The 26,255-nt window shown below is 62.3% G+C and carries 28 protein-coding genes; 16 read left to right on the top strand and 12 right to left on the bottom strand.

Annotated elements, in window-relative coordinates; all coding sequences use genetic code 11:
• Window positions 1–95 precede the first annotated feature (95 nt).
• Complete coding sequence (locus GNZ12_RS27845) at window positions 96–902, top strand: MetQ/NlpA family ABC transporter substrate-binding protein (RefSeq protein WP_172315399.1); 807 nt, start codon at window positions 96–98, stop codon at window positions 900–902.
• 80 nt (window positions 903–982) lie between these two features.
• Here GNZ12_RS27845 and GNZ12_RS27840 read toward each other — a convergent pair whose 3' ends face one another.
• Window positions 983–2,098 (bottom strand): succinylglutamate desuccinylase/aspartoacylase family protein, encoded by a 1,116-nt coding sequence (locus GNZ12_RS27840; protein ID WP_172315398.1) that lies wholly within the window; start codon window positions 2,096–2,098, stop codon window positions 983–985.
• A gap of 312 nt (window positions 2,099–2,410) precedes the next feature.
• The gene (locus tag GNZ12_RS27835; protein WP_172315397.1) at window positions 2,411–3,193 is read right to left on the bottom strand and encodes an ABC transporter substrate-binding protein; all 783 of its coding nucleotides are present in this window, start codon (window positions 3,191–3,193) and stop codon (window positions 2,411–2,413) included.
• A gap of 683 nt (window positions 3,194–3,876) precedes the next feature.
• Here GNZ12_RS27835 and GNZ12_RS27830 point away from each other — a divergent pair.
• The 7 genes from GNZ12_RS27830 (at window position 3,877) to GNZ12_RS27800 (ending at window position 9,468) form a co-directional block, all read left to right on the top strand.
• Complete coding sequence (locus GNZ12_RS27830) at window positions 3,877–5,025, top strand: ABC transporter substrate-binding protein (protein WP_172315396.1); 1,149 nt, start codon at window positions 3,877–3,879, stop codon at window positions 5,023–5,025.
• A complete protein-coding gene (locus tag GNZ12_RS27825; RefSeq protein ID WP_172315395.1) occupies window positions 5,025–6,818 on the top strand; it encodes a diguanylate cyclase domain-containing protein in 1,794 nt (597 codons plus the stop codon). The genes GNZ12_RS27830 and GNZ12_RS27825 overlap by 1 nt, the downstream gene beginning before the upstream one ends.
• Window positions 6,819–6,836: 18 nt before the next feature.
• A complete protein-coding gene (locus tag GNZ12_RS27820) occupies window positions 6,837–7,076 on the top strand; it encodes a hypothetical protein (RefSeq protein WP_172315394.1) in 240 nt (79 codons plus the stop codon).
• Window positions 7,077–7,145: 69 nt separating this feature from the next.
• Window positions 7,146–7,454 (top strand): hypothetical protein, encoded by a 309-nt coding sequence (locus GNZ12_RS27815; RefSeq protein ID WP_235993911.1) that lies wholly within the window; start codon window positions 7,146–7,148, stop codon window positions 7,452–7,454.
• Complete coding sequence (locus tag GNZ12_RS27810; protein ID WP_216673388.1) at window positions 7,451–7,807, top strand: hypothetical protein; 357 nt, start codon at window positions 7,451–7,453, stop codon at window positions 7,805–7,807. The genes GNZ12_RS27815 and GNZ12_RS27810 overlap by 4 nt, the downstream gene beginning before the upstream one ends.
• A 119-nt stretch (window positions 7,808–7,926) precedes the next feature.
• Window positions 7,927–8,331 carry a lytic transglycosylase domain-containing protein gene (locus GNZ12_RS27805; RefSeq protein WP_172315438.1) on the top strand — a complete coding sequence of 135 codons (405 nt, stop codon included), beginning with the start codon at window positions 7,927–7,929 and terminating at the stop codon, window positions 8,329–8,331.
• Window positions 8,332–8,460: 129 nt separating this feature from the next.
• Window positions 8,461–9,468, top strand: coding sequence for a lysylphosphatidylglycerol synthase transmembrane domain-containing protein (locus GNZ12_RS27800; RefSeq protein WP_172315393.1), 1,008 nt, complete (start codon window positions 8,461–8,463; stop codon window positions 9,466–9,468).
• Between the two features lie 73 nt (window positions 9,469–9,541).
• Here GNZ12_RS27800 and GNZ12_RS27795 read toward each other — a convergent pair whose 3' ends face one another.
• Window positions 9,542–10,270 carry a glycosyltransferase family 2 protein gene (locus tag GNZ12_RS27795; protein ID WP_172315392.1) on the bottom strand — a complete coding sequence of 243 codons (729 nt, stop codon included), beginning with the start codon at window positions 10,268–10,270 and terminating at the stop codon, window positions 9,542–9,544.
• Window positions 10,271–10,412: 142 nt separating this feature from the next.
• Between GNZ12_RS27795 and GNZ12_RS27790 the strand changes: the two genes are divergently transcribed.
• Entirely contained in the window at window positions 10,413–10,703 is a 291-nt protein-coding gene (locus GNZ12_RS27790; RefSeq protein WP_172315391.1) for a hypothetical protein, read from the top strand.
• 8 nt (window positions 10,704–10,711) lie between these two features.
• Here GNZ12_RS27790 and GNZ12_RS27785 read toward each other — a convergent pair whose 3' ends face one another.
• The 7 genes from GNZ12_RS27785 to phnG all read right to left on the bottom strand — a co-directional run bounded on the left by GNZ12_RS27785 (window position 10,712) and on the right by phnG (window position 16,651).
• Complete coding sequence (locus tag GNZ12_RS27785) at window positions 10,712–11,845, bottom strand: alpha-D-ribose 1-methylphosphonate 5-triphosphate diphosphatase (RefSeq protein ID WP_172315390.1); 1,134 nt, start codon at window positions 11,843–11,845, stop codon at window positions 10,712–10,714.
• Window positions 11,846–11,952: 107 nt separating this feature from the next.
• A complete protein-coding gene (gene phnL / locus GNZ12_RS27780; RefSeq protein ID WP_172315389.1) occupies window positions 11,953–12,720 on the bottom strand; it encodes a phosphonate C-P lyase system protein PhnL in 768 nt (255 codons plus the stop codon).
• Window positions 12,721–12,728: 8 nt separating this feature from the next.
• On the bottom strand, window positions 12,729–13,499 hold the full coding sequence (phnK, locus tag GNZ12_RS27775; RefSeq protein ID WP_172315388.1) for a phosphonate C-P lyase system protein PhnK: 771 nt from the start codon (window positions 13,497–13,499) through the stop codon (window positions 12,729–12,731).
• Window positions 13,496–14,419, bottom strand: a complete 924-nt coding sequence (locus tag GNZ12_RS27770) for an alpha-D-ribose 1-methylphosphonate 5-phosphate C-P-lyase PhnJ (RefSeq protein WP_172315387.1) — start codon at window positions 14,417–14,419, stop codon at window positions 13,496–13,498. The genes phnK and GNZ12_RS27770 overlap by 4 nt, the downstream gene beginning before the upstream one ends.
• Complete coding sequence (locus tag GNZ12_RS27765) at window positions 14,416–15,567, bottom strand: carbon-phosphorus lyase complex subunit PhnI (protein ID WP_172315386.1); 1,152 nt, start codon at window positions 15,565–15,567, stop codon at window positions 14,416–14,418. Before GNZ12_RS27765 ends, GNZ12_RS27770 begins: the two co-directional genes overlap by 4 nt.
• Window positions 15,567–16,178 carry a phosphonate C-P lyase system protein PhnH gene (gene phnH / locus GNZ12_RS27760; protein ID WP_172315385.1) on the bottom strand — a complete coding sequence of 204 codons (612 nt, stop codon included), beginning with the start codon at window positions 16,176–16,178 and terminating at the stop codon, window positions 15,567–15,569. Before phnH ends, GNZ12_RS27765 begins: the two co-directional genes overlap by 1 nt.
• Window positions 16,178–16,651 carry a phosphonate C-P lyase system protein PhnG gene (phnG, locus tag GNZ12_RS27755; protein ID WP_172315384.1) on the bottom strand — a complete coding sequence of 158 codons (474 nt, stop codon included), beginning with the start codon at window positions 16,649–16,651 and terminating at the stop codon, window positions 16,178–16,180. The genes phnH and phnG overlap by 1 nt, the downstream gene beginning before the upstream one ends.
• 181 nt (window positions 16,652–16,832) lie before the next feature.
• Here phnG and phnF point away from each other — a divergent pair, with 181 nt between their 5' ends.
• From phnF to phnN, 3 genes are read left to right on the top strand one after another with little or no spacing between them, the layout of a single operon-like run.
• A complete protein-coding gene (phnF, locus tag GNZ12_RS27750; RefSeq protein ID WP_172315383.1) occupies window positions 16,833–17,591 on the top strand; it encodes a phosphonate metabolism transcriptional regulator PhnF in 759 nt (252 codons plus the stop codon).
• On the top strand, window positions 17,588–18,310 hold the full coding sequence (locus tag GNZ12_RS27745) for a DUF1045 domain-containing protein (RefSeq protein ID WP_172315382.1): 723 nt from the start codon (window positions 17,588–17,590) through the stop codon (window positions 18,308–18,310). Before phnF ends, GNZ12_RS27745 begins: the two co-directional genes overlap by 4 nt.
• A 2-nt stretch (window positions 18,311–18,312) precedes the next feature.
• Complete coding sequence (phnN, locus tag GNZ12_RS27740; RefSeq protein ID WP_172315381.1) at window positions 18,313–18,903, top strand: phosphonate metabolism protein/1,5-bisphosphokinase (PRPP-forming) PhnN; 591 nt, start codon at window positions 18,313–18,315, stop codon at window positions 18,901–18,903.
• A gap of 6 nt (window positions 18,904–18,909) precedes the next feature.
• Here phnN and GNZ12_RS27735 read toward each other — a convergent pair whose 3' ends face one another.
• A complete protein-coding gene (locus tag GNZ12_RS27735; RefSeq protein ID WP_172315380.1) occupies window positions 18,910–19,818 on the bottom strand; it encodes a LysR family transcriptional regulator in 909 nt (302 codons plus the stop codon).
• A gap of 130 nt (window positions 19,819–19,948) precedes the next feature.
• Between GNZ12_RS27735 and GNZ12_RS27730 the strand changes: the two genes are divergently transcribed.
• The gene (locus GNZ12_RS27730) at window positions 19,949–21,139 is read left to right on the top strand and encodes a M20 aminoacylase family protein (RefSeq protein ID WP_172315379.1); all 1,191 of its coding nucleotides are present in this window, start codon (window positions 19,949–19,951) and stop codon (window positions 21,137–21,139) included.
• Window positions 21,140–21,244: 105 nt separating this feature from the next.
• On the opposite strand, the gene GNZ12_RS27725 is transcribed toward GNZ12_RS27730, so the two are convergent.
• The gene (locus tag GNZ12_RS27725; protein ID WP_172315378.1) at window positions 21,245–22,069 is read right to left on the bottom strand and encodes an IclR family transcriptional regulator; all 825 of its coding nucleotides are present in this window, start codon (window positions 22,067–22,069) and stop codon (window positions 21,245–21,247) included.
• A 234-nt stretch (window positions 22,070–22,303) separates the two neighbouring features.
• Between GNZ12_RS27725 and araD the strand changes: the two genes are divergently transcribed.
• The 3 genes from araD to GNZ12_RS27710 all read left to right on the top strand — a co-directional run bounded on the left by araD (window position 22,304) and on the right by GNZ12_RS27710 (window position 26,250).
• Window positions 22,304–24,103 (top strand): L-arabinonate dehydratase, encoded by a 1,800-nt coding sequence (gene araD / locus GNZ12_RS27720; RefSeq protein ID WP_172315437.1) that lies wholly within the window; start codon window positions 22,304–22,306, stop codon window positions 24,101–24,103.
• 17 nt (window positions 24,104–24,120) lie between these two features.
• On the top strand, window positions 24,121–24,855 hold the full coding sequence (locus GNZ12_RS27715; RefSeq protein ID WP_172315377.1) for a ribonuclease activity regulator RraA: 735 nt from the start codon (window positions 24,121–24,123) through the stop codon (window positions 24,853–24,855).
• Window positions 24,856–24,924: 69 nt separating this feature from the next.
• Complete coding sequence (locus tag GNZ12_RS27710; RefSeq protein WP_172315376.1) at window positions 24,925–26,250, top strand: MFS transporter; 1,326 nt, start codon at window positions 24,925–24,927, stop codon at window positions 26,248–26,250.
• The last annotated feature ends 5 nt before the right edge of the window (window positions 26,251–26,255 follow it).

The raw sequence follows: 26,255 nt of genomic DNA, 5'->3' as shown, positions 1-26,255 counted from the left end.
CGCATATAAGCGTGTGAAAAACGATTGGTTTTCTGGCGCCGCGGCGGCATGCCACGATCTGCGCCTATCAATCAAAACCGCTCGTGGGGAAATGCATGCAACGCCGGAAAATCATCCAGAATCTGCTCGCTATCGCCGCCGTTTCGCTGACGGCAACGTTTGCGCATGCCGACGATAAACAACTCAAGATCGGCACGATGAGCGGCCCGGACGCGCAGATCTGGTCGGTCGTGACCAAGGTCGCGGCACGAGAAGGGCTGAATGTGAAGGTCATCGAATTCAACGACTACGTGCAGCCGAACGCGGCACTCGACGCCGGCGACCTCGATGCCAACGGTTTCCAACACCAGCCGTTTCTCGATAGCCAGATCAGGCAGCGCGGCTACAAGATCGTCAACGTCGGCCTGACCTACGTTTCGCCGATGGGCTTCTATTCGAAGACGTTCAAGTCGCTGAAGGACTTGCCGGAAGGCGCGAACGTCGGCATCCAGAACGATCCGTCGAATGGCAATCGCGCGCTGTTGCTGTTGCAAAAGTACGGCGTGATCAGGCTGAAGCCGGGCGTCGGCACGAACGGCGTCAATGCCACGCCGCTCGACGTCGCCGACAATCCGAAGAAGATCAAGCTGGTCGAACTCGACGCCGCGCAATTGCCGCGCGCGCTCGGCGACCTCGACGCGGCGTCGATCAACACGGACTACGCGGTCAAGGCCGGCTTGCAGCCGACGAAAGACGCGATCGCGATCGAAGACCTCAAAGGTCCGTACGCGAATCTGATCGCCGTGCGTGCGCAGGATCGCGACAAGCCGTGGGTCAAGAAGCTGGTCGCGGCTTATGAATCGGATGAAGTGCGCAAGTACATCGACACGCAGTTCAAAGGCGCGATCATTCCTGCGTTCTGAGTCTTCCGTTCTTGCGCAACAGACGCGTAAACGCAATCGCCCGCTGAAATAGCGGGCGATTTGCTTTGCGGAAACAGCGCTTAGTTGCTCAGCAACGACCCGCTTCTGAACGCCTTCGCACCGGCAATGCGCGCGAATTCCAGCCCCGCCGTCGCGAAGCGCGTCAAATGCCGCGCGTACAGCACACCGGCCACGCTGCTCTTCAGCGTCACGACGCGATCGGTCAACGGATCGACGATATCGGCGATCTCATGGCCGACATCGACCCAGGTGCCGACTTCGCAGCGGTAAACCAGCACACCGCTGATCGGCGCGACGATCGGCTCGGCGCCGGCCAAAGGCGTGGCGGCGAATTCGAGCGCCGGCAGCGGCGCCGGCGTGCCGTCGATCACGCCACGCGCGGTCAGGTACTCGATGATCGCCTGGGCGTCGCGCTCGGCGTACTCGTACGACACTTCGCGTTGACCGCGCAGTTCGATCGTGACCGAGATCGAGCCGTTCGGAATCGGGAAACGGTCGCCGTAACGGCCGCGCAGATCTGACCAGCAGAAGCTGTGGATTTCGTCGAACGGATTGCCCACCGAATTCAGCGCCAGCAGCGATGCCTTGGCGTCCAGATAGCAGGCGAGCGGCTCGACTTCCGGCCACAGATCGGGGTTCGTGTACAAGTGCATCGCGGCTTCCCAGTCGCAGTGCAGATCGAGTACGACATCGGCGTCATACGAGAGCTTTTGCAACGCCAGACGTTGCGATTCGAGTTCGGTTGCCGGCTGTTGTGCGTTGAGTGCCTCACGCATCGCCGCGCGGATTGCCGTGCGGTTCGCGTCGATGTTGTCGGTCAGACGCGCTTCGATGCCGGGTTGAATCAGCGCCGCCAGTTCGTAGAAGTTGCGGTTGAAGTTCTGCGCGCTGTTGGTCTCGAAGCGGCCCGTCAGATGGCCAAGAAAATGCTGATTCAGGCCGATCGGATTGGCGACCGGCACGATCACGACTTCGCCGCGCATCTTGCCGGTGGCTTCCAGTGCGGTGAGCTTGCGGCGCAACGCCCACGAGACCAGCATGCCAGGCAACTCGTCTGCATGCAGCGACGACTGGATGTAAATCTTCTGCCCGCCGCCAGGACCATAGTGAAAACTCGTCAGATTACGGGCGGTGCCGAGCGTTGGGGCAATCAGCGGATGGGTTTGGGTTTGCATGGTTTTCAAATCCGCGGGCAGGTGGGCCGTGCCGCGCTATGTCGTTGATTACAGAAGGAAAGGGTGTTTCACGGTCGGTCATGGGCGGGCTGTCTCGCGGCGCCGCTATCGCACGATCTTAGCCGATATGACGCGGCGCGTGGCTTTATGCGGCGTCGTCAGGATGACGCGCGGCACATGTGCAGTCCTGTTCGGCCCCATCGTAGCCGAGGCGGCACGGCATAGCGGCCCCGCAAACGAAACGGGCTCCGCATGGTGCGGAGCCCGTTGCCTGCAAGCCGGCAAGCGCGTCGTCAGACGCGCGTGGCTGGCTTAGCCGCCGTACACGTCGAAGTCGAAGTACTTCTTCTCGAGCTTCTTGTACGTACCGTCCTTGATGATGTCGGCAATCGCCTTGTCGACCTTCGCCTTCAGATCGGAGTCTTCCTTGCGCATGCCGATGCCCGCGCCGTTGCCGAGGATCTTCTCGTCGACGATATCCTTGCCCGCGAACTCATAGCCCGCGCCGCGCGGCGTCTTCAGGAAGCCAATTTCAGCTTCAACCGCGTCCTGCAGCGATGCGTCAAGACGACCCGACAGCAAGTCTGCGTAGACCTGGTCCTGGTTCTGATACGGCACGACCTTCGCGCCCTTCGGTTCCCAGTACGTCTTCGCGTAAGTTTCCTGGATCGTGCCTTGCTCGACGCCAACTGCCTTGCCCTTCAGCGAATCGGCGGTCGGCAGGACGCCCGAACCCTTCTTCGTGACGAGGCGCGTCGGCGTGTTGAACAGCTTCGACGAGAAGGCGATCTGTTCAGCGCGTTGCGGCGTCATGGACATCGACGACAGCACGCCGTCGAACTTCTTCGCCTTCAGCGCCGGGATCATGCCGTCAAAGTCGTTTTCGATCCACACGCACTTGGCCTTCAGGCGCGCGCAGATTTCATTGCCGAGGTCGATGTCGAAGCCCGCGAGCTTGCCGTCCGAGCCCTTGGACTCAAACGGAGGGTAGCTGGCGTCAACGCCGAAACGGATAGTCGACCAATCTTTAGCGTGTGCGCCAATCGAGACGGTGGCAAGCAGAGCAACCGTCAAAGCCGCTAGCAGTTTTTTCACTGTTTAACTCCTCGGTGTAGTTCAAATACTCCCGTATGCGGTTGTGCCGCTGCGGGACGCCTGGCGCGACTCACGACCAGGCTTGGGTTGAAGCTGCCGGCCGGGGCGGCCAGCAGCGCGCGCAAAGCTTATCAGTTCAAAAAGATTGGGTAGCTAGTGAAACACCGGATAGCGCGCGAGGATAGCGTCTAGAGCCTGAATGTGGTGGGGATCCGACCACGCCGCCAATGCGTATTGGGTTGCCTTCGTCTACCGCCTGGCGCCGCGTAATGACGTCGTAATGGCGCCGTAATGAAGCTGGCCAATAGCGGGATTTTGCCCGAATACTTCGCGTAATGCGTTGTGTCTGCAAATCCAGCATTGAGAATGCCATTATTAACACTGGTTATTACGGCGATCAGGTTTGTTTCAAATGCCTGACGATGAGTTAAAGATTTCGCGTCAAATACCGTTAAATGCCGGTCGGCGCGTTTGTCGAATCGCGGCTGACAGGCTGTTTTTCTCGATTGACGTGCGGCAGTAACCAAAAATGGTTTGCTTGGCGCTATTATCAAGGCTCTGCACGCTCGTCATCGTAGCGTCGGTATCTGTCTGAACAAAGTCGTCGAGCACTACGCCCGCGGTTAAACACCGTGCGACTGTCTGCGCTCGTCGTAACGGCCTTCTGCTAAGTGGTGTTGTATATGCACATGATTTCCATGGCAGATGAAATGCGCTGTTTCAAACCATCGTTCCAGTGTCGAATTGCAGCCGCTGTGGTGCGGGCGAATTCGCTGCGCTACGGCGGATTTTCCGGTTTTTTGACGCTGCTGATAAATCTCGCTTTATGCTGTAGCCTTTTGTCGTCAGCGCCAGTCGTGGCCGCCGACAAAGTTCTGCGTGTATTGGCATGGCCCGGTTATGCGGACGACGACGTCGTTAAGACTTTCGAAACACGCTATCACGCGAAGGTCGAAGTCACATTAGTCGATTCCGACGAGGCGCTATGGGCGCAGATGCATGCCCAGGGTACGCCACCGTTCGATGTGCTCGCTGCCAATACGGCTGAAATCGAGCGCTATACCCGCGCGAATCTGCTGGCGCCGCTCGATCTGACCCGTTTGCCGAATACGAAAAAGCAGTTGCCACGGTTTCAGGCGCTGTCGTCGATCGAAGGGCTGACCTCGGCAGGCAAGGTGTACGCCATTCCATTCACGTATTCGTCGATGGGGCTGATCTATGACCGCAAGCAGTTTGCCGTTGCGCCGCGCTCGATGCGCGAATTGTGGAACCCGCGTTACCGTGGCAAGGTTCTTGACTTCAATAGCGCCCAACATAATTTTTCGTTCACCGCGTTGGCGCTGGGATACCCCCATCCTTTCCAGCTCGACGCCCGGCAGATGCGCATAGTCGCTCACAAGCTCGTCGATCTGCGCCGCAACCTGCTGACCTATTACACGCTGCCGGAAGAAGCGACCGCGTTCTTCATCCAGCATAAAGTTGCCTTGATGTTCGGTAACTATGGCACTCAGCAGGTTGAATCGTTGCGCCGTGCCGGCGCCGACGTGGGCTACGTGATTCCCGACGAGGGGGCGCTCGCGTGGCTGGACTGCTGGTCGATGACGCGTTCCGCCAAGGATCGCGCGCTCGCGCTTGCATGGATCAATTACATGCTCGAACCGGACGTCAGTGCGTTGTTGACGCAACGCCAGGGGCTTGCCAACACGTTGACGGCGCCGGCGGAAAACAGCGACAACGGGCACATCGTCTGGATCGGCCCGGTGGAAGATATTCAGCGGCGCGAAGAACTGTGGAACAGAATCGTGTCCGGCGACAGGTCGGAGCTTTTCTGATGATGCGCCCCGGCCTGACATTCAAGCTATCGATTCTGTTTGCGTGCATCGGCGTGCTCGCGTCCGGCGCGACGGGTTATTACGCGTATCGTGCCAACCGTACGATGCTGGTGAGCGAAGCCGAACGCAGCCTGCTGACTTCAACGGAGCTGCTGGGCCAGCGCGTTTCCGGGGCGATCGACGATGTCGGCGCAGATGCGCAGGTGCTCGCGAGCATGCCGTCTTCGGCGGATATCGCACAGACCGACAACGGCATTGGCGCGAATGCGCCGCGCGAACAACTGGCGCAGGTGTATGCCAGCTTCATGGTTCACCACCCCGAGTACCTGCAAATCCGCTTGATTACCCGCAAGCACTACGGACTCGAACTGATTCGTTTCGACCGCGATGCGGACGGTCTGGTGCGGGTCGAAGGGAACAGCTTGCAGGAAAAAGGCCAGTTCGCGTATGTGTTCGACACGCTGGCGTTCTCGCCCGGGCGCATTTATACCTCGCCGATTTCGGTGAATCACGAGTACGGTACGCATGCCGCCGAGGGCAAACCGACATTGCGGCTCGGCACACCCGTGGCGGACGCGAGTGGCGCCGTGGTGGGCGTCGTGATTATCGACGTCGATCTGGACGATCTGCTCAAACGCTTGCAGAGCGATTTGCCGAGCGACTATCAGGTCTATCTCGCCAACGAATGGGGCGATTTCCTGGTCCATCCGGATGCCTCGAAAACGTTCGGCTTCGACAAGGGCCGCCGCGTTCTGATGCAGGACAGCTTTGGCGCCACCAAGCCGCTCTTCGATCAGTCAGAAAGCGAAATTCTGCTGAATGGACTCGTGCGGCCGCGGCAGGCGGCCGGTCAGGTGCTTGCTTTCGTGCGCAGACCGTTCGGCGCGTCCGCGGGCAACCGTTTTATCGTGCTCGGCCTCGGCAAGCCGCTCGATCATGTCTTGTCCGGCGCCAACCAGTTGGGTGTCAGAATCGTTCGCATGGTCGTGATCTTCAGTGTGTTGGCGCTGTTCCTTGCGATTCTGTTTGCGCGTGCGCTGACCAAGCCTTTGCACATTCTGGCGTACGCGGCCACGCATCTGTTCGCCGGGCACGCGATGGAAACGCTGCCGCTCAAACGTACCGACGAGATCGGCGTGCTGGCGCGCTGCTTCGACCGTCTGCGCAGGGAAATCAAGTCGCAAATGGATGTGCTGCATAACAAGCAACGTGAGCTCGTGCATCTCGCCACGCACGACGGGCTGACCGGCCTGCCGAACCGCATGCTGTTCATGCAGAAGCTCGAGGCGGCGATCGAGGAAGCGACGCGGCGTGAGGAAGGGCTCGCCGTGCTGTTCGTCGACCTCGACCGCTTCAAGCAGATCAACGACCAGTTCGGCCATGCGATTGGCGACAAGGTGCTCGCCGCGGTGGCGCGCCGGCTCAAGCAGGTGCTCTGCACGGCAGATGTTGCTGCGCGTCTCGGCAGTGATGAGTTCATCGTGTTGATCGAGGGGCCGCGGTCCGCGGAGGCCGCACCGGGGATTGCCTCGCGAATCATGGGCGCGCTGAACGAAGAGCTGCTGATCGACGGACAACGCATGACGGTGGGCGCGAGCATCGGCATCAGCCAGTTTCCGGACGATAGTGCGACGGCGGCGGAGCTGCTCCTCAACGCCGACGCGGCGATGTATGCGGCCAAATCCGGTGGACGGTGTGCGTATCTACGCTTCCGGGATGTGCTGGAGGCGCGCAAGCGGGAGCCGGCGAGCGAAGGCGCCACGGAAGGCCACGAGGCGGAGCCGACTGCCTGAAGCGCGGATAAGAAGGCGATGCGCAGCCATCTGCGCGAGGTCCCGATGCCACTCGGTCCGATTGTCGAGCGCATTAATCATACGAATAACCCACCCAAAACCCGAGGCAACTTTGCCTCGATCGGCGCTTCGTCGAGCGCCGACGCAATCGTTTGCGCGGATCTTGAGGTAACTCTGTTTGATTTTCGCCAATGCGTTTTCGACCTATCAACTTTTGACGCGGGCTTGCCGAAAACATCGTTACAGCAACGGGATTGACTGGAGACAGGTGTGAAGCGACAGGTGTGGTTTTTGGTAGCCGTTCTCGCGTTGGCCGGATGCGCACAGATGCCTGCGCAGAATGCGGCACGTAGCGACAAGGCGCCGAACGAGGTCATCAGCTTCGAGATTCCGCCGGATGCGCTCGGGGCACATGACCCGCAGCTCTCCGCCGTACTCGCCAAGGCAGGCGCGCTGGCTGCCGCGCAGCAGCAATCCACGGTCGTGCTGGTCACTGCGCTGGGCCAGGACTTCGCGTACCTGAACCAGGCGGTATGGAAGGGCGTCCCCGTGCAGCGCATGTCGAAGGTGAGTTTCGAAAACCGGACCGCCGGCTTGGGTCAGCCCTATAGCGTGTCGATCAGGACGGTGCAATGAAGGAGGCCATCGTGATGGTTCGGGTGTCTTTACTGGCGGCGGCAACACTTCTGGCGACGCCGGCCTTCGCGGACCCGCCGGGAACGATCCTGCAGTCGGCCAATGCGTTTCCCGCGGCGGCGGACAAGGTTTATCCGCCGTTGCCAACGCTCGCGATGCTGCCGCCGTCGAGCGGCAGTGATGATGACTTGCCGGTGAAGCCGTCGCCGCATCGAAAGAAGTCGCGTGTGCCGATGCAGATGCAGGAACACCGGGGGCCGCCGATGCCGGCTGTCCGGCTCGTCGTGTCCGATGCTTCGCATACGTACCTCGACTCCGTGCAACGGCAGATCGATCAGGCGTTGGTCAAGTAATTCGGCAGCGGCGTGAGCTCACCCCTTTTGCCGCTATTTTGTCGCTACTTTGTCGCTATGAAGCGGAAGGATGAATCGTGTCCTTGAAACTCTTCTGCACCGCGCTAGCGTGGCTGTCGATGTGCGGCGCGGCCCATGCGGCCGACGATTGCTTCAACGAGGCTGCGGCTTATCAGGGCGTCAACCCGTGGATACTGCGTGCCGTTGCGTGGTACGAATCGAAGGGCAACCCGAGCGCAATACATCAGAATGCAAACGGTTCGATCGACGTCGGCCAGTCACAGATCAATTCGATTCATTTCGGTGACCTCGCGCGCGAGGGTGTCCCGCACCGCGCGTTGACCGACCCGTGTGTGAACGTCTACGTGGCCGCCTGGCTGCTGAAGCAGAAGATGGTCAAGCACGGTAATACCTGGCGCGCGATCGGCGCGTACCACTCGGAGTCGCCGAAGGAGCGCGACGCCTACGCTCGCAGCATTCAGCAGGTACTGGTCGCATGGGGGCAGTTGCCGTCAGCCCGTTAGTCACGAAAACGCAGCTTCGACCGATTATCATGAGGCCTCCGACGGCCTCGATTTCACGTGTGACGCAGCGCCATGCGGGCTGCATCGTGCGGAGAAAGCAGGGCCAGGCTGTACTCGCTGAGGCCCTCGTTGATCAGATCACATACGCGTAAAGCGGCAGTGTTGGTGGCGCTTGCCGGTGTCGGCCTTGCCGTCGGCGCGCCTTTCGTTCTCAATTCGCACGCGGCGCTCGGCGGGCTGCGTCAGGTCTCCCTCTACGTGTTCGCCGCGCTGGCCGCGAGTGCGGCAGTCAGCGCGATGGCAAAGGCCGGCAAGCTACAACTGATGCAGACCGCGCTCGGACTCCGGGTCAGTTTCCTGCGCACTTTCGCCATCACGCTGGCGACCGATTTCGCCTTCCTGGCTTCTCCGTTGGGTGCGGCGGGCTATGGGGTCAACATCGGCCTGCTGCAGCGCGCTGGAGCATCCTGGTCGCTCGCGACGACGGTCGTCGGTGCGGATCAGGCACTCGATCTCGCGTTCTTCACGACCGCCGTACCGGTGTCCCTGTTGTTCGCATTCGGGCCGCTGACGCAAGTGGTTCCGCGCGAGAGTGCGCCGCTCGTGTTCGGCGTGCTGGCCGGCGTTGCATGCCTGACCGGTGTCTGCTGGATGAACCGTCGGCGTGTGGCGACGGCGTTGGACGCCGCAGGCCGGCGCGTTCATTGGCTCAACACGCGCCGCACGAGGTTGCGCAGGTTTTTCCACAGTGTTCGCCGGCAATGGCTGGAACTGGTCGCCGGACCCAAGTGGCGGCTTGCCGCGTTGTGCCTGCTGACGACGCTCCAGTGGTTGCTTCGCTATGGCGCCCTCTGGTTTATCTTGCGCGAACTCGGTTACCGTCTGCCGTTAGGTTTCGTGCTGGCCGTGCAGGCGGTCGCTCTGCATGCCGCGTTGTGGACCGGTGTGCCCGCTGGCGGCGGCACCGGCGATATCGCGCTCGCGGCCGCATTCGCGACTTGGGTGCCCCGCGCGAGCATCGCGACAGCGCTGGTGCTGTGGCGCTTTGCGACGCTTTACAGCCCCCTGGTGCTGGGGGCGGCAGGTTTTGTTGCGCTGGCGACGAGGGGACGCAACCCGCTGCCGGCCGCCGACTGAGCGCTTAAGGCTGGGCGCGAACGGGGCGGGGTGGTTCGCCGGGTTCGCCAGGTTCGATCAGCGCTTCAGCGCTTCAGCGCGGACTATCGGACACTCTGCGCATGCGTGCCGCAAAGCTCGCCCGTGGGCCGTGGTCAATCCGCAAGCGAAGCATCTGAAAGGTTTGTGAAATCAGCGCGAGCGGATACACCGCCTTGAAAAGGTCGGCGATCATGCGCCATTCCGCGCGCAGGCCTTTCCAGTAACCGAGCTTCTCGGTTTTGCGTGCCTGAGTGACGTGTGGCCAGTGAGTGACCGCGATGGGCAGGTTGCGTTCGATGATGCGACGGTTCATGAACACCTCGACCCCGAAGCGCGGCATGCCGTGAACCTCCAGCAAGACTTCGCTCAGCAGCGCTTTGGTGACGACCCGTTCGCCGGAGACGAAATCGAGGCCAATCGCGCGAAACGCCAGCAGGCTGTTCTGGCGCAGGCTGAGGCTGACTTGCGCCTTGCCTTGCAAAACGGGCGTGGCGAGTGCGCTGATACCCTCGATGGTCAGCCCTTTCAGATCGGCATCGAGCAGCATGAGCAACTCACCTTGCGCCGCGGCGATTCCGGCTGCCATGGCGGCGCTTTTGCCACGATTTTCCGTACATCGAATCAGTCGGACGGACGCGAAGCCTTCGACTATTTCAGCCGTGCCGTCGGTCGACCCGTCGTCCACCACGATGATCTCGCCGAGCAAAGGATGGGCGCAGGCCACGGCCAGCACGGTGCCGATGCGGGGCGCCTCGTTGTAGGCGCAGATGATGCAAGACATGCGCGGAGAATGATGGTTTGAAGCGCGAGCAGTCATAGGCAGGAGTGTAGTGAGGTGTTGTGAGCAAGCAATGGTGCGATGCAGCACGCTGCCTGTTTTTCAGCTATAGTCGGGATACGGCTTATGTCCAGAGAGGACCAGCATGTACGACGCCGAAATCGCCGCCACCCTGCTGAATCGTTGGGCCACACGTTCTTCAACTGCTGACTTCGACACCTACCTCGACTTGTTGCGCGAAGGCAATCTCAGTTTCACCTATCAATCCGGACACGTGCGCGAAGCGGGCGTTCCCGAGGCAAGCGCGTTCAATATCGAATCGCTCGTGTTTGGCGACGGTTCCCGCACGCTGCGCGTTGAAGCGCCAGACAGGACGCCAGGCTGGACGCGTTGGGCCGCGGTAGAACCGTTGCTGCCCACGCCCAGCGAGGCCTGAAAACATCGTCAAACGATCCGCGCGCCGGCGCGATACGTCGCGCGCGGCACCGGCAGCGTGTCCAGCATCGTCACGCGCACGAAATCCGCGCGCAAACCCGGCTCGATGGAACCGCGGTCGTGCAACCCGGCGGTGCGGGCCGGTTCGGCCGACACAGTCGCCATGGCGCGTGGCAGGGTCCAGCCGGCCTTGCGAACCAACTCGAACACGGCAGTCAGCAAACTGGACGGCACGTAGTCCGACGACAGAATATCGAGCAAGTCCGCTTGCGCCAGTTCGAGGGCCGACACGTTGCCGGAGTGCGAGCCGCCGCGCACGATATTCGGCGCGCCCATGATGGTCGAAATACCGTGCTCGCGTGCCGCCTCGGCGGCGATGCGGGTGGTCGGGAATTCGGCCAGCACGATGCCTTCGGCCTTGGCCTGTTCGACGTGCTCGATCAGCGTGTCGTCATGGCTCGCCACCGGAATGCCGAGCCGCTTGCAGCGCGCGACGATCTCGTGGCGATGCACGTCGGCGTAACGTTCCTGTTCCAGGGACAGTTCGGCCAGCGCGGTCGCCACGTGTTCGTCAGTCAGCTTGCCGTTGCGCTCCTGAAAGCGGCGCCATTGTTCGCGGTCGTGCCATTGACGTTGGCCGGGCGTGTGGTCCATCACCGAGGCAAGCCGCAGCAACGGATGCGCGCACAACGAATCGAATACCTCCACGACATCGGCGGTGGCGATTTCGCAGCGCAGATGCAGAAAGTGTTCGGCGCGCAGCAGCTTGCGTTCGGAGAAGCGCGTGAGGGATTCGGCGCATTGCGTTTGCAGATCGCGGCCGCGCAGCCCGACGTTCGAGCGCGAACCGATTGCGAGGGAATCGAACACCGTGGTGATGCCGGCCGCCGCGACTTGCGCGTCGTGGATCACGAAGGCGGCATCGGTATTCCATTGCACGCCCGGCCGCGGCGCCAGATGCTTCTCGAGGTTGTCCGTGTGCAGTTCGATCAGGCCCGGCAACAGATAGTCGCCGTCCCAATCTTCTGCTTCGCGCGCCGAGGTCGTGCCACGCTCGACGTCGCGAATCACCCCGTCTTCGATGCGTAGCATGCCGGTAAATACTTCGTCTCGCGTCACGATGCGAGCGTTTTTGATCAACATCGACTTGCTCCGTAGTCTGTCTTGAGTGGGGCACCGCAGTGTTTCGACCCGGTGCTTCGACTCAATGTTTCAGCTCTGTGGTTCAGTTTAGTGCCGTTTCGTGTCAATTAGTGACGCAGCGGCGGCTGGAGTTCGAGGCGGCGCGTGGCGACCTTGCTGCGGGTATCTTCGTCGTGAAAGATGCCGACGATCGCCGCGCCACGCTCGCGTGCTTCGACGATCAGATCGGCGACCACGTCACGGTTCTCCGCGTCGAGCGAGGCTGTCGGCTCGTCGAGCAGCAGCAGCGGATGCCCGGCGATCAACCCGCGGGCGATGTTCACGCGCTGCTGTTCGCCGCCGGAGAAGGTGGCAGGCGCTAACGACCACAGCCGCTCGGGCACGTTCAACCTCGCCAGCAGGGCAGCCGCACGCGCACGGGCTTCGTCGTCGGCCACGCCGCGTGACAGGAGCGGTTCGGCGACGAGCGTGAGCGTCGGCACGCGCGGAATCACGCGCAGAAACTGGCTGACGTAGCCGACCACGCCGCGGCGCAGGCGCAACACGTCGTGCGGCTCGGCGCCGGTGATCGACACCGGCGGCTTGTCATCCGCCGCCGCGTCGCGAATCGCAATCGAGCCTGTACTGGCCAGGTAGTTGCCGTACAAACAGCGCAGCAGCGTACTCTTGCCGGCGCCTGAAGGCCCGACCAGCACGACACACTCGCCGCGTTCAACCTCGAGCGACACGCCTGCGAGCGCTTCGATCTGCACGCCGCCCTGGCCGTGCAGCGTGAAGGTCTTGCCAATGTCGACCGCGCGCAGCATCAGTGCATCGTTCTCGCTGAACGCGCGTTCAGCGGCGTGTGATTCCTTGCTTGTTTCAATGGATCGCATTGTGAGCCTCAAACCGGCAGAACCGAGGAAACCAGCGTTTGCGTGTATGGATGCTGCGGATCGTCGAGCACCTGGTCCGTCAATCCGGCCTCGACCACTTCGCCGCCTTGCATGACCATCAGGCGATGCGCAAGCAGGCGCGCCACGCCGATATCGTGCGTCACGATCAGCACCGACAGATGCAGTGTGGACGTCAACGTGCGCAGCAAATCGAGCAGGCGCGCCTGCACCGAGACGTCGAGACCGGCAGTCGGCTCGTCCATGAAGACGAGGCGTGGACCGGTGACGAGATTACGCGCGATTTGCAAACGCTGCTGCATGCCGCCGGAAAACGCTGAAGGTAATTCGTCGATGCGTGTGGCGTCGAGTTCGACGCGCTCCATCCACTGCGTCGCCGTGTGGCGGATATTGCCGTAGTGGCGGGCACCGACGGCCATCAACGGCTCGCCGATATTTGCGCCGGCGGAGACGCCGCTTCGCAGGCCGTCGCGCGGATTCTGCTGCACGAAACCCCACTCGGTACGCATCAACAGACGCCGGCGCGGTTCGGACAAGGCAAGCAAATCGAGTTTTTCGCCATGGGTGGCCGTGTAGTGGAGCGAGCCGCGATCGGTTTCAGTTTTCAGGGCGAGTGCATTGAGCAGCGTGGTCTTGCCCGAGCCGGATTCGCCGACGATGCACAGCACCTCGCCAGGATACAGATCGAAGCTGACGTTCCTGCAGCCGTTGCGGCCGCCATATTGTTTGGTGAGCGAACGGGCGCTCAACAGCGGCGTCATGCGGTTTCTCCTTTGCGCGCTTCGTAAGACGGCAGCTCGAGGTCCTGATCGCCGCGGCGTTCATGGCAGTAGTCGCTATCCGAGCAAACGAACATGCGCTTGCCGGCGTCGTCGACGATCATTTCGTCGAGGAAGCTTTCCGTCGATCCGCACAGCGCACACGCGTGCTGCCACTTTTGCACTTCGAATGGATGATCGTCGAAGTCGAGACTGCGCACGGCGGTGTACGGCGGGATGGCGTAAATGCGCCGCTCGCGGCCGGCGCCGAACAATTGCAGCGCGGGGTTCATATGCATCTTCGGGTTGTCGAACTTTGGAATCGGCGACGGCGAGCTCAGATAGCGGTGGTTGACCATCACCGGATAGTCGTACGTGGTGGCGATGCTGCCGTGATGGACGATGTCCTCGTACAGCTTCACACTGATCAACCCGTAATCGGCCAATGCGTGCAGCTTCTTGCATTCGGCGACGCGCGGCTCCAGTCGATATAACGGTTCGGGCATCGGCACCTGATAGACCAGAATCTGCTTATCGGTGAGCGGCGCTTCGGGAATCCGGTGGCGTGTCTGGACGATCGTTGCTTCGATCGTGCGGCGCGTGGTCGCCACGCCCGTGGTTCGCGCGAAGAAGCGGCGGATGTTGACCGCGTTGGTGGTTTCGTCGGAGCCCTGATCGATGACCTTCAGCGTATCGTTCTTGCCGATGATCGCCGCGGTCACCTGAATGCCGCCCGTGCCCCAGCCATACGGCAAGGGCATTTCGCGCGAGCCGAACGGCACCTGATAGCCCGGCACGGCGACCGCCTTGAGCAACGCGCGGCGCAGCATGCGCTTGGTCTGTTCATCGAGGTAGGCGAAGTTGTAGCCGTCCGCGGCGCTGTCGTACGACGCAGTGGTGAGCGATGTGTCCGGCGCGTTCATGCGGCTTGCTCCTGCTGATCCTGATCCTGATCCTTGTCCTGACTTTTATCCTCTGCGCCGTGTTGTGCGCGCAGGCGTCTTACGAGTTCGAGTTCGGACTGGAAGTCGACGTAGTGAGGCAATTTCAGATGCTGAACGAAGCCGGACGCCTCGACGTTATCGCTATGCGAGAGCATGAACTCGATGTCCTGCGTCGGCGACGCGAGCGTTTCGCCGAGTTCTTCAGCGCGCAATGCGCGGTCCACCAGCGCCATCGCCATCGCTTTGCGTTCCGAGTGTCCGAACGCGAGGCCATAGCCTTGCGTGAAAGCAGGCGGCACGTCGCCGCTGCCGGCGAACTGGTTGATCATCTGGCATTCAGTCACATCGATGTCGCCGATTTCGACCGTCTCGCCCAACTCGTCGAGTTCCATTTCGACGGCGATCGTGCCGAAGCGGATCTCGCCGGCAAACGGATGCGAATGCGCGTAGCCCCGTTGGGTGGCGTAGCCCATGGCGAGCAGGAAGCCTTCGTCGCCGCGCGCGAGATTCTGCAAACGCGTGGCGCGGCTCGCGGGAAACGCGAGCGGTTCGCGCGAGAGGTCACCGGGTTCCGGTGCTTCCGGCGTGGGGCGTTCCTGTTCGATCAAGCCTTCCTGGTCGAGCAGGGTGACGACGCGCGGCATGGCTTCGGCTGCGGACTGCGCGGTTTGGATGGAAGACGGGGCGGCGGTCGCATTGGCTCCGCCATCGCCATCGCCATCGGCGAGCAACACGAAATCCAGCAGACGTTGCGTGTAATCGTAAGTCGCGCCGAGCAATTGGCCGCCGGGCACGTCCTTGAACGTGGCTGAAATGCGGCGTTCCACCTGCATGGCTTCCGTGTCGATCGCCTGCGTGTAGCCGAAACGCGGCAACGTGGTGCGATAGGCACGCAACAAAAAGATCGCTTCGACCAGATCGCCCGCGGCCTGTTTGATCGCGAGCGCGGCGAGTTCTTCGTCGTAGACCGAGCCCTCGGTCATGACTCGCGCGACGGCGAGGCGCAATTGTTCGCGAATCTGCGCGGCGCTGAGTTCGGCCAGCCGCGTATCGCCGCGGCGTGCCTTGTCGAGCATACGCCACGACGCTTCGATCGCACGTTCTCCACCCTTGACGGCAACGTACATCAGTTCACCTTCGCTTGAGTTGTGCGCGGCAGGCCGATCAACGTGCTGCCGCAGACGAGATAACAATCGATGCCGCACGGAAAGAGCGGCGCGAGGGCGGCGCGTTCGCGCCAGAAATGCTCGGGCAGGCCGACCGGTGCGATCGTTGTGGTGTGCTGAATGCCGGGACCGCTCAGCACGACCGGAGTGCCGCCCGTCAGCGCTTCGACGCGGATCAGCAGCGTCACAGAGTGCTCAGGGGACTCCGCTTCACCGAGCGGAAAGCTGTCCAGCGCCGGCATTGCGCTTGCGTCGTGGATATAGGCGAAGGCGGCCTGTCCTGGTTCGTCGACGAGCGGCGCGCCGGTATGAAAGCGCAGGGCCGAACCCAGCGCCGTATCGGGTTGCGCGAGCCATACGGGCGTTGCGTAGTCACACAGTGTCAGCAGCGCGGCGAAGGCGGCGAGTTCGGCGCGGGTGGCCCGCACCTCCGGCAAACCGTTTTCGACGACACCGATCGTACCCGGACGAGACAGCGCGTCGAGCAGCGTGCGGAATACCGCCTGGGTGTCGTGGACCGGGTCCACAAAACCAGGTGTCAGTGTGGACAATGCAATCTGTGAGTTTTCCATCAGTCGCCCCGGACCATCGTGAAGAATTCGACGCGCGTGGCTGCGGCGTCCTGTCTGCGCTCGGCGCGTTGCACGGCTTGCTGTTCGGCAAACGGCCCGATCAATTGCTGATGCAAGGCGGCGTGATGCTCGGGCATTTGCAGCAGCGCATCTGCTAACGCAGCCAGTTCGGCGCGGCGGCGGTCGCGGCCCAGATGACACGCAACGCCGACGGCTGCGGTTGCGTCACCCGTGACGCGCAAACGCAACGTGGCGCGCGTGACGGTGGCTTCGCCAAGATTGAACGGGTCGCCGCTGCCGCCGACGCGGCCGCGCACCATCGCGAGGCCGATTTCGGGTGGCCGCAGCCAGTCATAAGCGGGGGGCGGGACGCCTTGCAGCGCGGCTTCGAGATCGGCGCGCGGCGTGCGGGCCAGCACGGCCATCCATGCGCGCCGCATGGCGGAGGAAGGCGAGGCAGAAGTGGCACTCATCGAAGTTCCTGTTGATCCAGCGAGTGATCATTTAAGCATCTATTCGTCTAAACGTCTAGACGTTTGGAGGCATGCTTGTCCAGCGTTATAGCGCAGATCTGCCGTTTCACATTTCCATCACGGCTTGCGCACTACAATGCATGACATAGCGAATATTTGAACCCAAGGGAATGACAGCACCATGACATCGAACGACAACGCGACGCCGGGCACGCTGCTCGAACGCGGCGCGGGCGTTGCCGTCTGGCGGCAGATCGAGCAGATTCTGGCGGCGGAAATCGCAGCGAGCGGTTTTGGCGAAGAAGGCCGTTTGCCGAGCGAGGGCGAACTGGCCAAACGCTTCGACGTGAACCGGCATACCGTGCGCCGCGCCATGCTCGGTCTGGCCGCATTGGGCCTCGTCAGCGTCGAGCAGGGGCGGGGCACGTTCGTGCAACCTGGCGCGATCGACTACACGATTGGCCGGCGCACACGGTTTACAGAAAACTTGCGGCAGCAACATCACGTGGCAGGCGGCACGATGTTGTCGGCCTCCCGTGTGAAGGCCGAGCCGAATGTCGCGAAGGCCCTGAGCCTGCGGGCGGGCGCGTCGGTCTACCGGATCGAGACGCTGAATGCATCGGATGGGGTGCCGCTGACGTTCGCGCGCAGCTGGTATCCGGCCGCGCGTTTTCCGAATTTGCCGGAAGTCCTGGAGCGCACCGGCAGCATCACGAAGGCGTTGGCTGAATTGGGCGTGACCGATTATCTCCGTAAGTGGAGCCGTATCGGCAGCGTGTTGCCTGAGCCGGAAGTGGCGCGGCGTTTGAATATCAACCGGCAGCAACCGGTGTTGTGGGTCGAAAACGTCGACGTCGATCTGGAAGGCACACCGGTCAAATACGGCTTCACGCATTTTGCGGCGGACCGTGTGCAGTTGCTGGTGGAGCAAGACATATGAGCCGCGCGGCATGGGGCGCCGAGGCACGTTTCGCGGTGTATTACGCGCCGTCGCGCGAGTCGGCATGGTGGCAGGCGGGGTCGGCGTGGTTGGGGCGTGATGCGGAAAGCGGCGAGCGATGTGTGTCGCCACAACCGGAAGACCTGGCGCGTCCTCTGGCCGATCTGACCGAAGCGCCGCGTCGCTACGGCTGGCACGGTACGCTGGTCGCACCGTTCCGTCTAGCTGAAGGCGTGACTCAGCACGATCTGCTGGGCGCGACGCGCGAATGGGCCAGTACGCAAAGCCCATTCGCGCTAGCGGTCGAAGCCGCGACGCTTGGCGATTTCGTCGCACTGCGCCCGGCCGAGTCGGATGGCGAAATGAAGTTTCGTCAGGTTGCAGCAAGTGCGTTGCAAACGCTGCACGGATTGCGCGCGAAGGCGTCTGCCGCTGACCTCGCGCGCCGACTCGCGGCACCGTTGAGTGAACGGCAACGCGCATTGCTGATCGAATGGGGTTATCCGTACGTCTTCGACGAATTCCGTTTTCACATGACGCTATCCAATTCTCTCGCCGATGCCGCTGAGCGCGCGACGCTGGTTGCCTGGTGGCAGGCGCGAACGCCTGCGCTCGGACCGCTCGCTATCGATCACGCGGCGCTCTTTGTCGAACCTTTGCCGGGTGAGCCGTTTGTCCTGTGGCAGCGCGTGCCGTTTCAGACCGGCGAGGTGAAATAAGCATGGCAGGTCGTCTGATTTATGTAATGGGGCCGTCCGGCGCGGGTAAGGATTCATTGCTGGTTTTTGCGCGTCGCCACCTGATGGGCGAGCCGATTCTGTTTGCGCATCGCTACATCACGCGGCCGAGCGGCAACGGTGAGGAGCATGTTGCGTTGAGTGTCGAAGAGTTCGCGGCGCGTTCGGTACTCGGTCTGTTCGCGCTCGAATGGTCGAGCCACTCACTGCGCTATGGCATCGGCATCGAACTCGATGCATGGCTTGCTCGCGGTTGCACGGTGGTCGTCAACGGGTCGCGTCAGCATTTGCAGCATACCTTGGCGCGTTATCCGCAGACGGAAGTCGTGCACGTGGACGCAGCGCCGCATATTCTCGAAGCACGGCTTAGCGCGCGGGCGCGTGAGTCCGCGGAACAGGTTGCGGCCAGGCTTGCACGACGGGCACCGTTTTCGCTGCCGGATGGGATTCGGTGTACGACGATCGATAACTCCGGGACGCTGGAAGAGGCGGGGCACGCGCTGATTGCTTTTTTGCAGGCGCAGGCAGATGTACCCGAGATTCGCGACGTTCGTAACGTTCGCAACGTTCGGTAGGCCCGACTAGCCAGCCACTGCCATTCGCTCCCGGGTCGCTTCCTGCAAGCACGACACAAACTGCAGCACGGCCGGGGTGGGCAACAGATTACGTCGAGAAATGATGCTGAGATCGTAATTCGGCAGCGCTTCTTCGATCTGCGCAACGCGTATGCCCAGCGGCGCGACCATCTGCGCGAGCGGCCGCGTGAAGCAGCCGATCACATCGGTCTGCGACACCAGCCCGAGCGTGACCGCGAACGACGACGGCGCTCGCACCAGCCGCTTTGGCACCGGCAAGCCGTGTGCGTTGAACATTGCCATCATCACGCTGTGCGGAAAATGATCGGCGCCCACCGTCACGATCCACTCCGCGTCGAGCAATTCGTGCAGACGCATGACGTTCGCCAGCGGATGCCCGGCGCGCATCGCGACGACGAACTGGGTCGAGTAGAGCGGCGCTTGCACCAGATCGCTGTCGAGCGCCTGCACATGATGGATCGCCGCGATATCGAGCGTGCCGTTACGCAAACGCGCGACGGCATCCGGGATCGTGACTTCCTCCAGATGCAGATTCACCAGCGGCATCGCGCGGCGAAACTTCGAAACGGCGTGCGGCAGGGCAGTCAAGGCGATCGACGGCATCGTGCCCACGCTCACCTTGCCGGCCAGTTCGCCCTTCACCTGTTCGACCGCTTCGACAGTGCGGCGCATATCGCCCAGCAACTGTTCCGCACGCGGCAACAGCGCGAGCCCGCACGCCGTCAACTCGATGCCGCGCACGCTGCGCACCATCAACTCGGCATTCAGCACGCTTTCCAGCTCGCGGATCGTATGCGTGACGGCCGGTTGCGTCACGCCGAGCTCGCGCGCGGCGGCGCGCAGACTACGGTGATGAGCGGCGGCGACGAACGCTTGCAGCTGTTGCGGCTTCATAAGGGTAATCCCGTATATAAAGCTTGTTAATCAGGGTGAAAAAAACATCATCTTATTCGAACAAAACGGCGTGGCTATAGTGCTTGCCTGTTTGCCGCGTGATGCGGCGTGAATTTCCATGGAGCGATAGATGAGCGAAGCCGCGCGTTTTACTGAAGTGTCCGACCTGGTGCCTGCCGCCGAGAGCCTGCGCGAGATCCGCCATCACATCCATCACCACCCGGAACTGGCCTACGAGGAAGTGCAAACCGGCGCCCTGGTGGCTGAGAAGCTCGAACAATGGGGGTGGCAGGTCACGCGCGGGGTCGGTCAAACCGGCGTGGTGGGCACGCTGAAGATGGGCGACGGCACGCGCCGCATCGGCATTCGCGCCGACATGGACGCGCTGCCGATCATCGAACAAACCGGTCTGCCGTATGCGAGCGGCACGCACGGCAAGATGCACGCCTGCGGCCACGACGGCCACACGACGATGCTGCTCGGCGCCGCGCAGCACCTCGCCGCCACGCGCAATTTCTCGGGTACCGTGCATCTGTACTTCCAGCCGGCTGAAGAAAGCGGCATCGACAGCGGCGCGATGAAGATGATCGACGACGGCCTGTTCGAGCGCTTCCCGTGCGACGCCGTGTTCGGTCTGCACAATCACCCGGGCGAGGAACCGGGGGTGATGCTGTTCCGCAAGGGGCCGTTCATGTCGGCGGGCGACAAGGCGATCATCACGATCGAAGGCGTCGGCGGTCATGCGGCGCGTCCGCATCTGACGGTCGATCCGGTGGTGGTGGCGGCGAGCATTGTGATGGCGCTGCAGACCATCGTCGCGCGTAACGTCGACCCGTCGCAGCCGGCGGTGGTGACGGTTGGCTCGATGCATGCGGGTACGGCGAACAACGTGATTTCGAGCAGCGCGAGGCTGGAGTTGAGCGTGCGTTCGTTCAGCCCCGAAGTGCGCACGCTGCTGAAAAAACGCATTACCGAACTCGCCGAGAGCCAGGCCGCGAGCTATGGCGGCAAGGCGGTGGTGGAGTACATCGAAGGCTATCCGGTGGTGATCAATTCGGATGCCGAAACGGACTTCGCGGTGCAAGTGGCGCGTGAGCTGGTCGGCGACGACAAGGTCGTCGAGCAGACCGACATCCTGATGGGCAGCGAAGATTTTGCCTTCATGCTGCAGAAACGGCCCGGCACGTTCCTGCGGCTCGGCAACGGTGCGGGCGAAGACGGCTGCATGGTGCACAACCCGCATTACGACTTCAACGACCGCAATCTGCCGGTCGGCGCGGCCTTCTGGACGCGGCTGGTGGAGCGGTATCTTGGGCAATGAGGGGGCAGTGAGGAGCCTGAGGCGCGAATGGGGTGCCTCAGGTGCTGACGACGAGCCGATGAGCGGGCATTGAGTTCGCACCGCCGGCCATCCAACCGCATGCACTCAACCGCGCCGCGCCACCATCTCCGAGACCGTCTGGGCGGCCTGCTGCAACGGCTCCAGAAACGCCTTCACCATCTGCTTGGCCGAATTGCGCTGAGCGTTGCCGCTAATATTCATCGCGGCGATCACGCGCCCCTGGCGGTTGCGAATCGGCGCGGACAGCGAAATCAGACCGCCTTCCAGTTCCTGATCGACGATGGCCCATCCCTGGCGGCGCACTTGCGCAATCAGCTTTTTCAGCTCTTCCTTGTCAGTCACCGTACGCGCCGTGTGTGCGTAGAGGGGCGCCGAACTCAGGGTCGCGTCGAGCGTGTCGTCGTCCAGCGCGGCCAGCAGGACACGGCCCATCGACGTGCAATACGCCGGCAAGCGGCTGCCGATCGACAGGTTGATGGTCATGATCTTGTGAGTCGGCACGCGCAGCACGTAGACGATTTCGGTGCGATCGAGCACAGCCGCCGAGCAACTCTCGTGAACTTGCGCCGACAGACTTTCCATCACCGGTTCGGCGAGATTCCAGAACGGCATCGAGGTCAGATACGCGAAACCGAGGTCGAGAATCTTCGGCGTGAGGCGGAACAGGCGGCCTTCGGCCTCCACGTAGCCGAGCGTCTGCAACGTCAGCAGGATGCGGCGAGCGCCGGCGCGCGTCAGCCCGGTGGCGGCGGCGACGTCGGTGAGCGTCTGTTCGGGGCGGCTGGCATTGAACGCGCGGATCACCGAGAGGCCTCGCGCGAACGACTGCACATACGAGTCGCCCGGTTTGTCCGAGGCCGGTTCGGCGTTGTCAGGAACGGCGGAAGACGGCGGCAGGGCTTTGCTCATGGACCTTGAAAGATGCGTTCGAAGAAGGGCGCACGGCGCTCGCGCGGTTCAGCCGGCGCGATGCTGTGCAAAGGCGTGACGATAGCTTAAGCCTTCTGTTTCGCCAAATTTGCACGCGGCGCACATCAGTGGAATCCCTTAACGACGCTACCCGATGGTAGCGTTACCATGCGTGTCATTCAGAAGCTTCGACGGATTCAATTCGCGAAGCGTGATGGTATCGCTACCATGGAGATGTCCGTGTCATCGACCCGCAAAACACCTGAGCAGCTTCGCAGCTACCGCTGGTACGGCGTGAACGATCTGCGTTCGTTCGGCCACCGTTCGCGCACGGCGCAAATGGGTTACCACCCGTCGGATTACATGGGCAAGCCGGTGATTGCCGTCGTCAACACGTGGAGCGAGATCAACTCGTGCCACACGCACTTCAAACAGCGCGTCGAAGAAGTGAAGCGCGGCATCTGGCAGGCGGGTGGTTTTCCGGTCGAAATGCCGGTGATGACGCTCGCCGAGCCGTTCCAGAAACCGACCACGATGCTGTATCGAAACTTCCTCGCCATGGAAACCGAGGAATTGCTGAAGTCCTATCCGTTCGACGGCTGTGTCCTGATGGGCGGTTGCGACAAGACCACGCCCGGTTTGCTGATGGGTGCGATCAGCATGAATCTTCCGTCCATCTATCTGCCGGCGGGGCCGATGCTGCGCGGCAACTGGAACGGCCGTACGCTGGGCAGCGGTTCGGACACGTGGAAATACTGGGCCGAACTGCGCGCCGGCAAAATCACTGAAGACGAGTGGAAGGGTATCGAGAGTGGCATCGCGCGCTCGCCGGGCCATTGCATGACGATGGGCACCGCGTCGACGATGACCAGCGCCACCGAAGCACTCGGCCTGACGCTGTCCGGCTTCTCATCGATTCCCGCAGTCGATTCGCGGCATGCGCAGTTCGCTTCGCTGACGGGACAGCGCATCGTCGAGATGGTGTGGACCGATCAGAAGCCGTCGGACATCCTGACCGCCAAATCATTCGACAACGCGGTGACCACCGTGCTGGCCATGTCCGGTTCGACAAACGCCATCGTCCACCTCGTTGCCGTGGCGCGGCGCGCCGGTATCGATCTGACGACGGCACGCTTTGACGAACTCGCGCGCATCACGCCGGTGCTCGGCAATCTGCGTCCCGCGGGCCAGTATCTGATGGAAGACTTTTTCTATGCCGGCGGCCTGCGCGCGCTGCTGGTCGAATTGGGCGAACTGATCGACGGCACGCAGATGACGGTCAATGGCGCGACGCTCGGCGAGAACATTGCAGGCGCGGAAATATTCGACGACGACGTGATCCGCAAGCGCGGCAATCCACTCGTCGCCAGCGACGGCCTCGCGGTGCTGACCGGCAATCTTGCCCCGGACGGCGCGGTGATCAAACCCGCGGCGATGGAAGCGCATCTGCAGAAACACCGCGGTCCGGCGGTGGTGTTCAAGGATTACGCCGACATGGCGGCGCGTATCGACTCGGAAGACCTGGACGTGAGCGCCGATTCGGTGGTCGTGCTGCAACACGCGGGTCCCGTGGGTGCGCCCGGTATGCCGGAGTGGGGCCAGTTGCCGATTCCGCAAAAACTGTTGAAGCAGGGCGTGCGCGACATGGTGCGCATTTCCGATGCGCGCATGAGCGGCACCAGTTACGGCGCGTGCGTGCTGCACGTGGCGCCGGAATCGTTCGTCGGCGGGCCGCTCGCGCTCGTCAAGGATGGCGACATGATCGAGATGGACGTGCCTGCCCGGCGTTTGCATCTCGAAGTCAGCGATGCGGAACTCGCGGCGCGCAAGGCCGCGTGGCAACCGCCCAAACCTCCATTCGAGCGTGGCTTCGGTGTCATGCATCAACTGCACGTGACGCAGGCCAACAAGGGTTGTGACTTCGACTTCCTTGAAGAGCCGGTGAGCGCAAGCGAGCCGCACAGTCCAATACAGGCCACGCAGACGGAGCAAACTTCTCCGGCCACGACGCGCACCGAACCCGAAATTCACTAACTCGATCCGGACTTCTCATGACTGCATCCAACATTGCCATCAGCGACGCCACACTCGAAGAGCTACGCCATGTCAGCACGGCAACGCTAACCACGCAACTTTTCAAGCGCGGCTTGCGCAACGTATTCCTGCAAGGCGTCGCACCGCTCGTCAAACCGGCACCCGGCGCACCCAACGTTGTCGGCCCGGCGTTCACGCTGCGTAACATCCCGGCACGTGAGGATATCGACCACGTCGGCGTGTTTCAGGACCCGGACCATCCGCAGCGTAAAGCCGTTGAAACCGCGCCGCCTGGCAGCGTGCTGGTGCAGGACTGCCGGGGTGAACGCGCGGTCGCGTCGGTCGGTTCGATTCTCGCGCTGCGTCTCGCGAAGCGTGGTGTGGCCGGCATGGTCTCGGACGGCCCGGTGCGCGATAGCGGCACGATCGCGGAACTGGGTTTGCCGATCTGGTGTGCCGGCGCGAGCGCGCCACTGAATCTGGCCAAGCATCATGCGGTCGATATGAATGTACCGATCGCCTGTGGCGGCGTGCCGGTGTATCCCGGCGATATCGTCGTCGCCGATGTGGACGGCGTGGTCATCGTGCCGCGCGAAATGGCAACCGACGTCGCGCGTGACGCCACCGAGCAGGAGCAGCTCGAATTGTTCATCACGCAGCGCATCGAAGAAGGCCGGCCGCTGCGCGGCACGTATCCGCCGAACGAGGAAACGCTGGCTGCTTACGCGCAATGGCGTGCACAAAAACAATAATGCGCTGAGGCTGTTGCGAGCCGTCAAATAGCCATTGCTCGCGCGAACGGCGCGAGCGCAGGAGACATAGTGAATATCACGACACCGGCGATCGACGAATCGCGTCTGATCAATCGCCTGGCATTCCGCTTGATGCCGCTGCTCGGGGTGCTCTATCTGGTTGCCTACATCGACCGCTCCAACATCAGCTTTGCCAAGCTGCAGATGCTCGGCAGCCTCGGGCTTTCCGAAGTCGCATACGGGCTGGGTGCGTCGCTATTTTTCATCGGCTACCTGTTGTTCGAAGTGCCGAGCAATGTGCTGCTGCACAAGTACGGCGCGCCTCGCTGGATGGCGCGCATCATGTTCACGTGGGGTGTCGTCACGATACTGCTCGCGTTTACGCAGAACGCGACGATGTTTTACGTGCTGCGTTTTCTACTCGGCGCGTCGGAAGCGGGTTTGTATCCGGGCGTGATCTACTACCTGACTTTGTGGTTTCCGTCGCGGCATCGCGTGCGCATGCTCGGCTATTTCACCGTCGGCAGCAGTCTGGGCAACATGGTGGGTGCGCCGATTTGCGGCTGGTTGCTCGACAAGGGTGGATTCGCGGGACTGCACGGCTGGCAACTGGTGTTCATCGTCACGGGTCTGCCGTCGATTCTGTTGACGTTCGTCGTGCTGTTCCTGTTGCCTGCCTCGCCGAAACAGGCGAAGTGTCTCTCCGCCGACGAAAAACAATGGCTCACCGATACGCTCGACGCGGAACGCGCGCAGATGAAGGAACGCTACACCGGTCATTCCTCGCTGCTGAGCGTGTTGACGGAGCCGCGTGTGATTGGCATGGCGCTCTACTACATGATGCTGTCGATTTCCGTCTACGGCGTGAGCTATTGGCTGCCGACACTGGTGAAAGGCTTCGGCGTCAGCAATACGACCAACGGCCTGCTGAACATCATTCCATGGCTGATGGCGACCATCGTGCTGGCGTGGCTGCCGTCGAAGCTGCGCGGTGGCAATCGTGCGATCGTCGCGATGCTGGTGGCCGCGTTGCTCGGCGTCGCGTGTTTCCTGAGCGCCGTGTTTCTGCCGACCAACACGCTGCGGTTTGTCGCGCTCTGTTTCGGCGCGCCGTGCATGTATCTGCTGATCCCGTGTTTCTGGACGCTGCCGCCGAAGTTCCTGTTCGGCGCGCGTGCCGCGGCCGGCATTGCGGCGATCAATTCGCTCGGCAATATCGGCGGCTTCATTGCGCAGAATCTGGTGCCGTGGGTGCGTCAGACCACGGGCAGCGTGAAGGCGCCGATGCTGATTCCGGCGACCTGTCTGCTGGTGTTTGCCGTCGTCACGCTGTTCATCCTGCGGCGTAATCGAGGCGCTCCCGTAGCGCAAAGTCATGTGCCCGTGACCGAGTAGATCTG

The organism is Paraburkholderia solitsugae (assembly GCF_013177695.1).
Lineage (GTDB): Bacteria > Pseudomonadota > Gammaproteobacteria > Burkholderiales > Burkholderiaceae > Paraburkholderia > Paraburkholderia solitsugae.
The sequence above is the reverse complement of the archived record's forward strand: the minus strand, read 5'-3'. Positions and strand labels throughout refer to the sequence as shown.

What these genes read in the sequence shown, in the direction of transcription:
- GNZ12_RS27845 (WP_172315399.1), top strand. Translation starts at nt 96, where the DNA reads ATGCAACGCCGGAAAATCATCCAGAATCTGCTCGCTATCGCCGCCGTT.
- GNZ12_RS27840 (WP_172315398.1), bottom strand. Translation starts at nt 2,098, where the DNA reads ATGCAAACCCAAACCCATCCGCTGATTGCCCCAACGCTCGGCACCGCC.
- GNZ12_RS27830 (WP_172315396.1), top strand. Translation starts at nt 3,877, where the DNA reads ATGCACATGATTTCCATGGCAGATGAAATGCGCTGTTTCAAACCATCG.
- GNZ12_RS27825 (WP_172315395.1), top strand. Translation starts at nt 5,025, where the DNA reads ATGATGCGCCCCGGCCTGACATTCAAGCTATCGATTCTGTTTGCGTGC.
- GNZ12_RS27820 (WP_172315394.1), top strand. Translation starts at nt 6,837, where the DNA reads ATGCGCAGCCATCTGCGCGAGGTCCCGATGCCACTCGGTCCGATTGTC.
- GNZ12_RS27815 (WP_235993911.1), top strand. Translation starts at nt 7,146, where the DNA reads ATGCCTGCGCAGAATGCGGCACGTAGCGACAAGGCGCCGAACGAGGTC.
- GNZ12_RS27810 (WP_216673388.1), top strand. Translation starts at nt 7,451, where the DNA reads ATGAAGGAGGCCATCGTGATGGTTCGGGTGTCTTTACTGGCGGCGGCA.
- GNZ12_RS27805 (WP_172315438.1), top strand. Translation starts at nt 7,927, where the DNA reads ATGTGCGGCGCGGCCCATGCGGCCGACGATTGCTTCAACGAGGCTGCG.
- GNZ12_RS27795 (WP_172315392.1), bottom strand. Translation starts at nt 10,270, where the DNA reads ATGTCTTGCATCATCTGCGCCTACAACGAGGCGCCCCGCATCGGCACC.
- GNZ12_RS27790 (WP_172315391.1), top strand. Translation starts at nt 10,413, where the DNA reads ATGTACGACGCCGAAATCGCCGCCACCCTGCTGAATCGTTGGGCCACA.
- GNZ12_RS27785 (WP_172315390.1), bottom strand. Translation starts at nt 11,845, where the DNA reads ATGTTGATCAAAAACGCTCGCATCGTGACGCGAGACGAAGTATTTACC.
- phnL (WP_172315389.1), bottom strand. Translation starts at nt 12,720, where the DNA reads ATGCGATCCATTGAAACAAGCAAGGAATCACACGCCGCTGAACGCGCG.
- phnK (WP_172315388.1), bottom strand. Translation starts at nt 13,499, where the DNA reads ATGACGCCGCTGTTGAGCGCCCGTTCGCTCACCAAACAATATGGCGGC.
- GNZ12_RS27770 (WP_172315387.1), bottom strand. Translation starts at nt 14,419, where the DNA reads ATGAACGCGCCGGACACATCGCTCACCACTGCGTCGTACGACAGCGCC.
- GNZ12_RS27765 (WP_172315386.1), bottom strand. Translation starts at nt 15,567, where the DNA reads ATGTACGTTGCCGTCAAGGGTGGAGAACGTGCGATCGAAGCGTCGTGG.
- phnH (WP_172315385.1), bottom strand. Translation starts at nt 16,178, where the DNA reads ATGGAAAACTCACAGATTGCATTGTCCACACTGACACCTGGTTTTGTG.
- phnG (WP_172315384.1), bottom strand. Translation starts at nt 16,651, where the DNA reads ATGAGTGCCACTTCTGCCTCGCCTTCCTCCGCCATGCGGCGCGCATGG.
- phnF (WP_172315383.1), top strand. Translation starts at nt 16,833, where the DNA reads ATGACATCGAACGACAACGCGACGCCGGGCACGCTGCTCGAACGCGGC.
- GNZ12_RS27745 (WP_172315382.1), top strand. Translation starts at nt 17,588, where the DNA reads ATGAGCCGCGCGGCATGGGGCGCCGAGGCACGTTTCGCGGTGTATTAC.
- phnN (WP_172315381.1), top strand. Translation starts at nt 18,313, where the DNA reads ATGGCAGGTCGTCTGATTTATGTAATGGGGCCGTCCGGCGCGGGTAAG.
- GNZ12_RS27735 (WP_172315380.1), bottom strand. Translation starts at nt 19,818, where the DNA reads ATGAAGCCGCAACAGCTGCAAGCGTTCGTCGCCGCCGCTCATCACCGT.
- GNZ12_RS27730 (WP_172315379.1), top strand. Translation starts at nt 19,949, where the DNA reads ATGAGCGAAGCCGCGCGTTTTACTGAAGTGTCCGACCTGGTGCCTGCC.
- GNZ12_RS27725 (WP_172315378.1), bottom strand. Translation starts at nt 22,069, where the DNA reads ATGAGCAAAGCCCTGCCGCCGTCTTCCGCCGTTCCTGACAACGCCGAA.
- araD (WP_172315437.1), top strand. Translation starts at nt 22,304, where the DNA reads ATGTCCGTGTCATCGACCCGCAAAACACCTGAGCAGCTTCGCAGCTAC.
- GNZ12_RS27715 (WP_172315377.1), top strand. Translation starts at nt 24,121, where the DNA reads ATGACTGCATCCAACATTGCCATCAGCGACGCCACACTCGAAGAGCTA.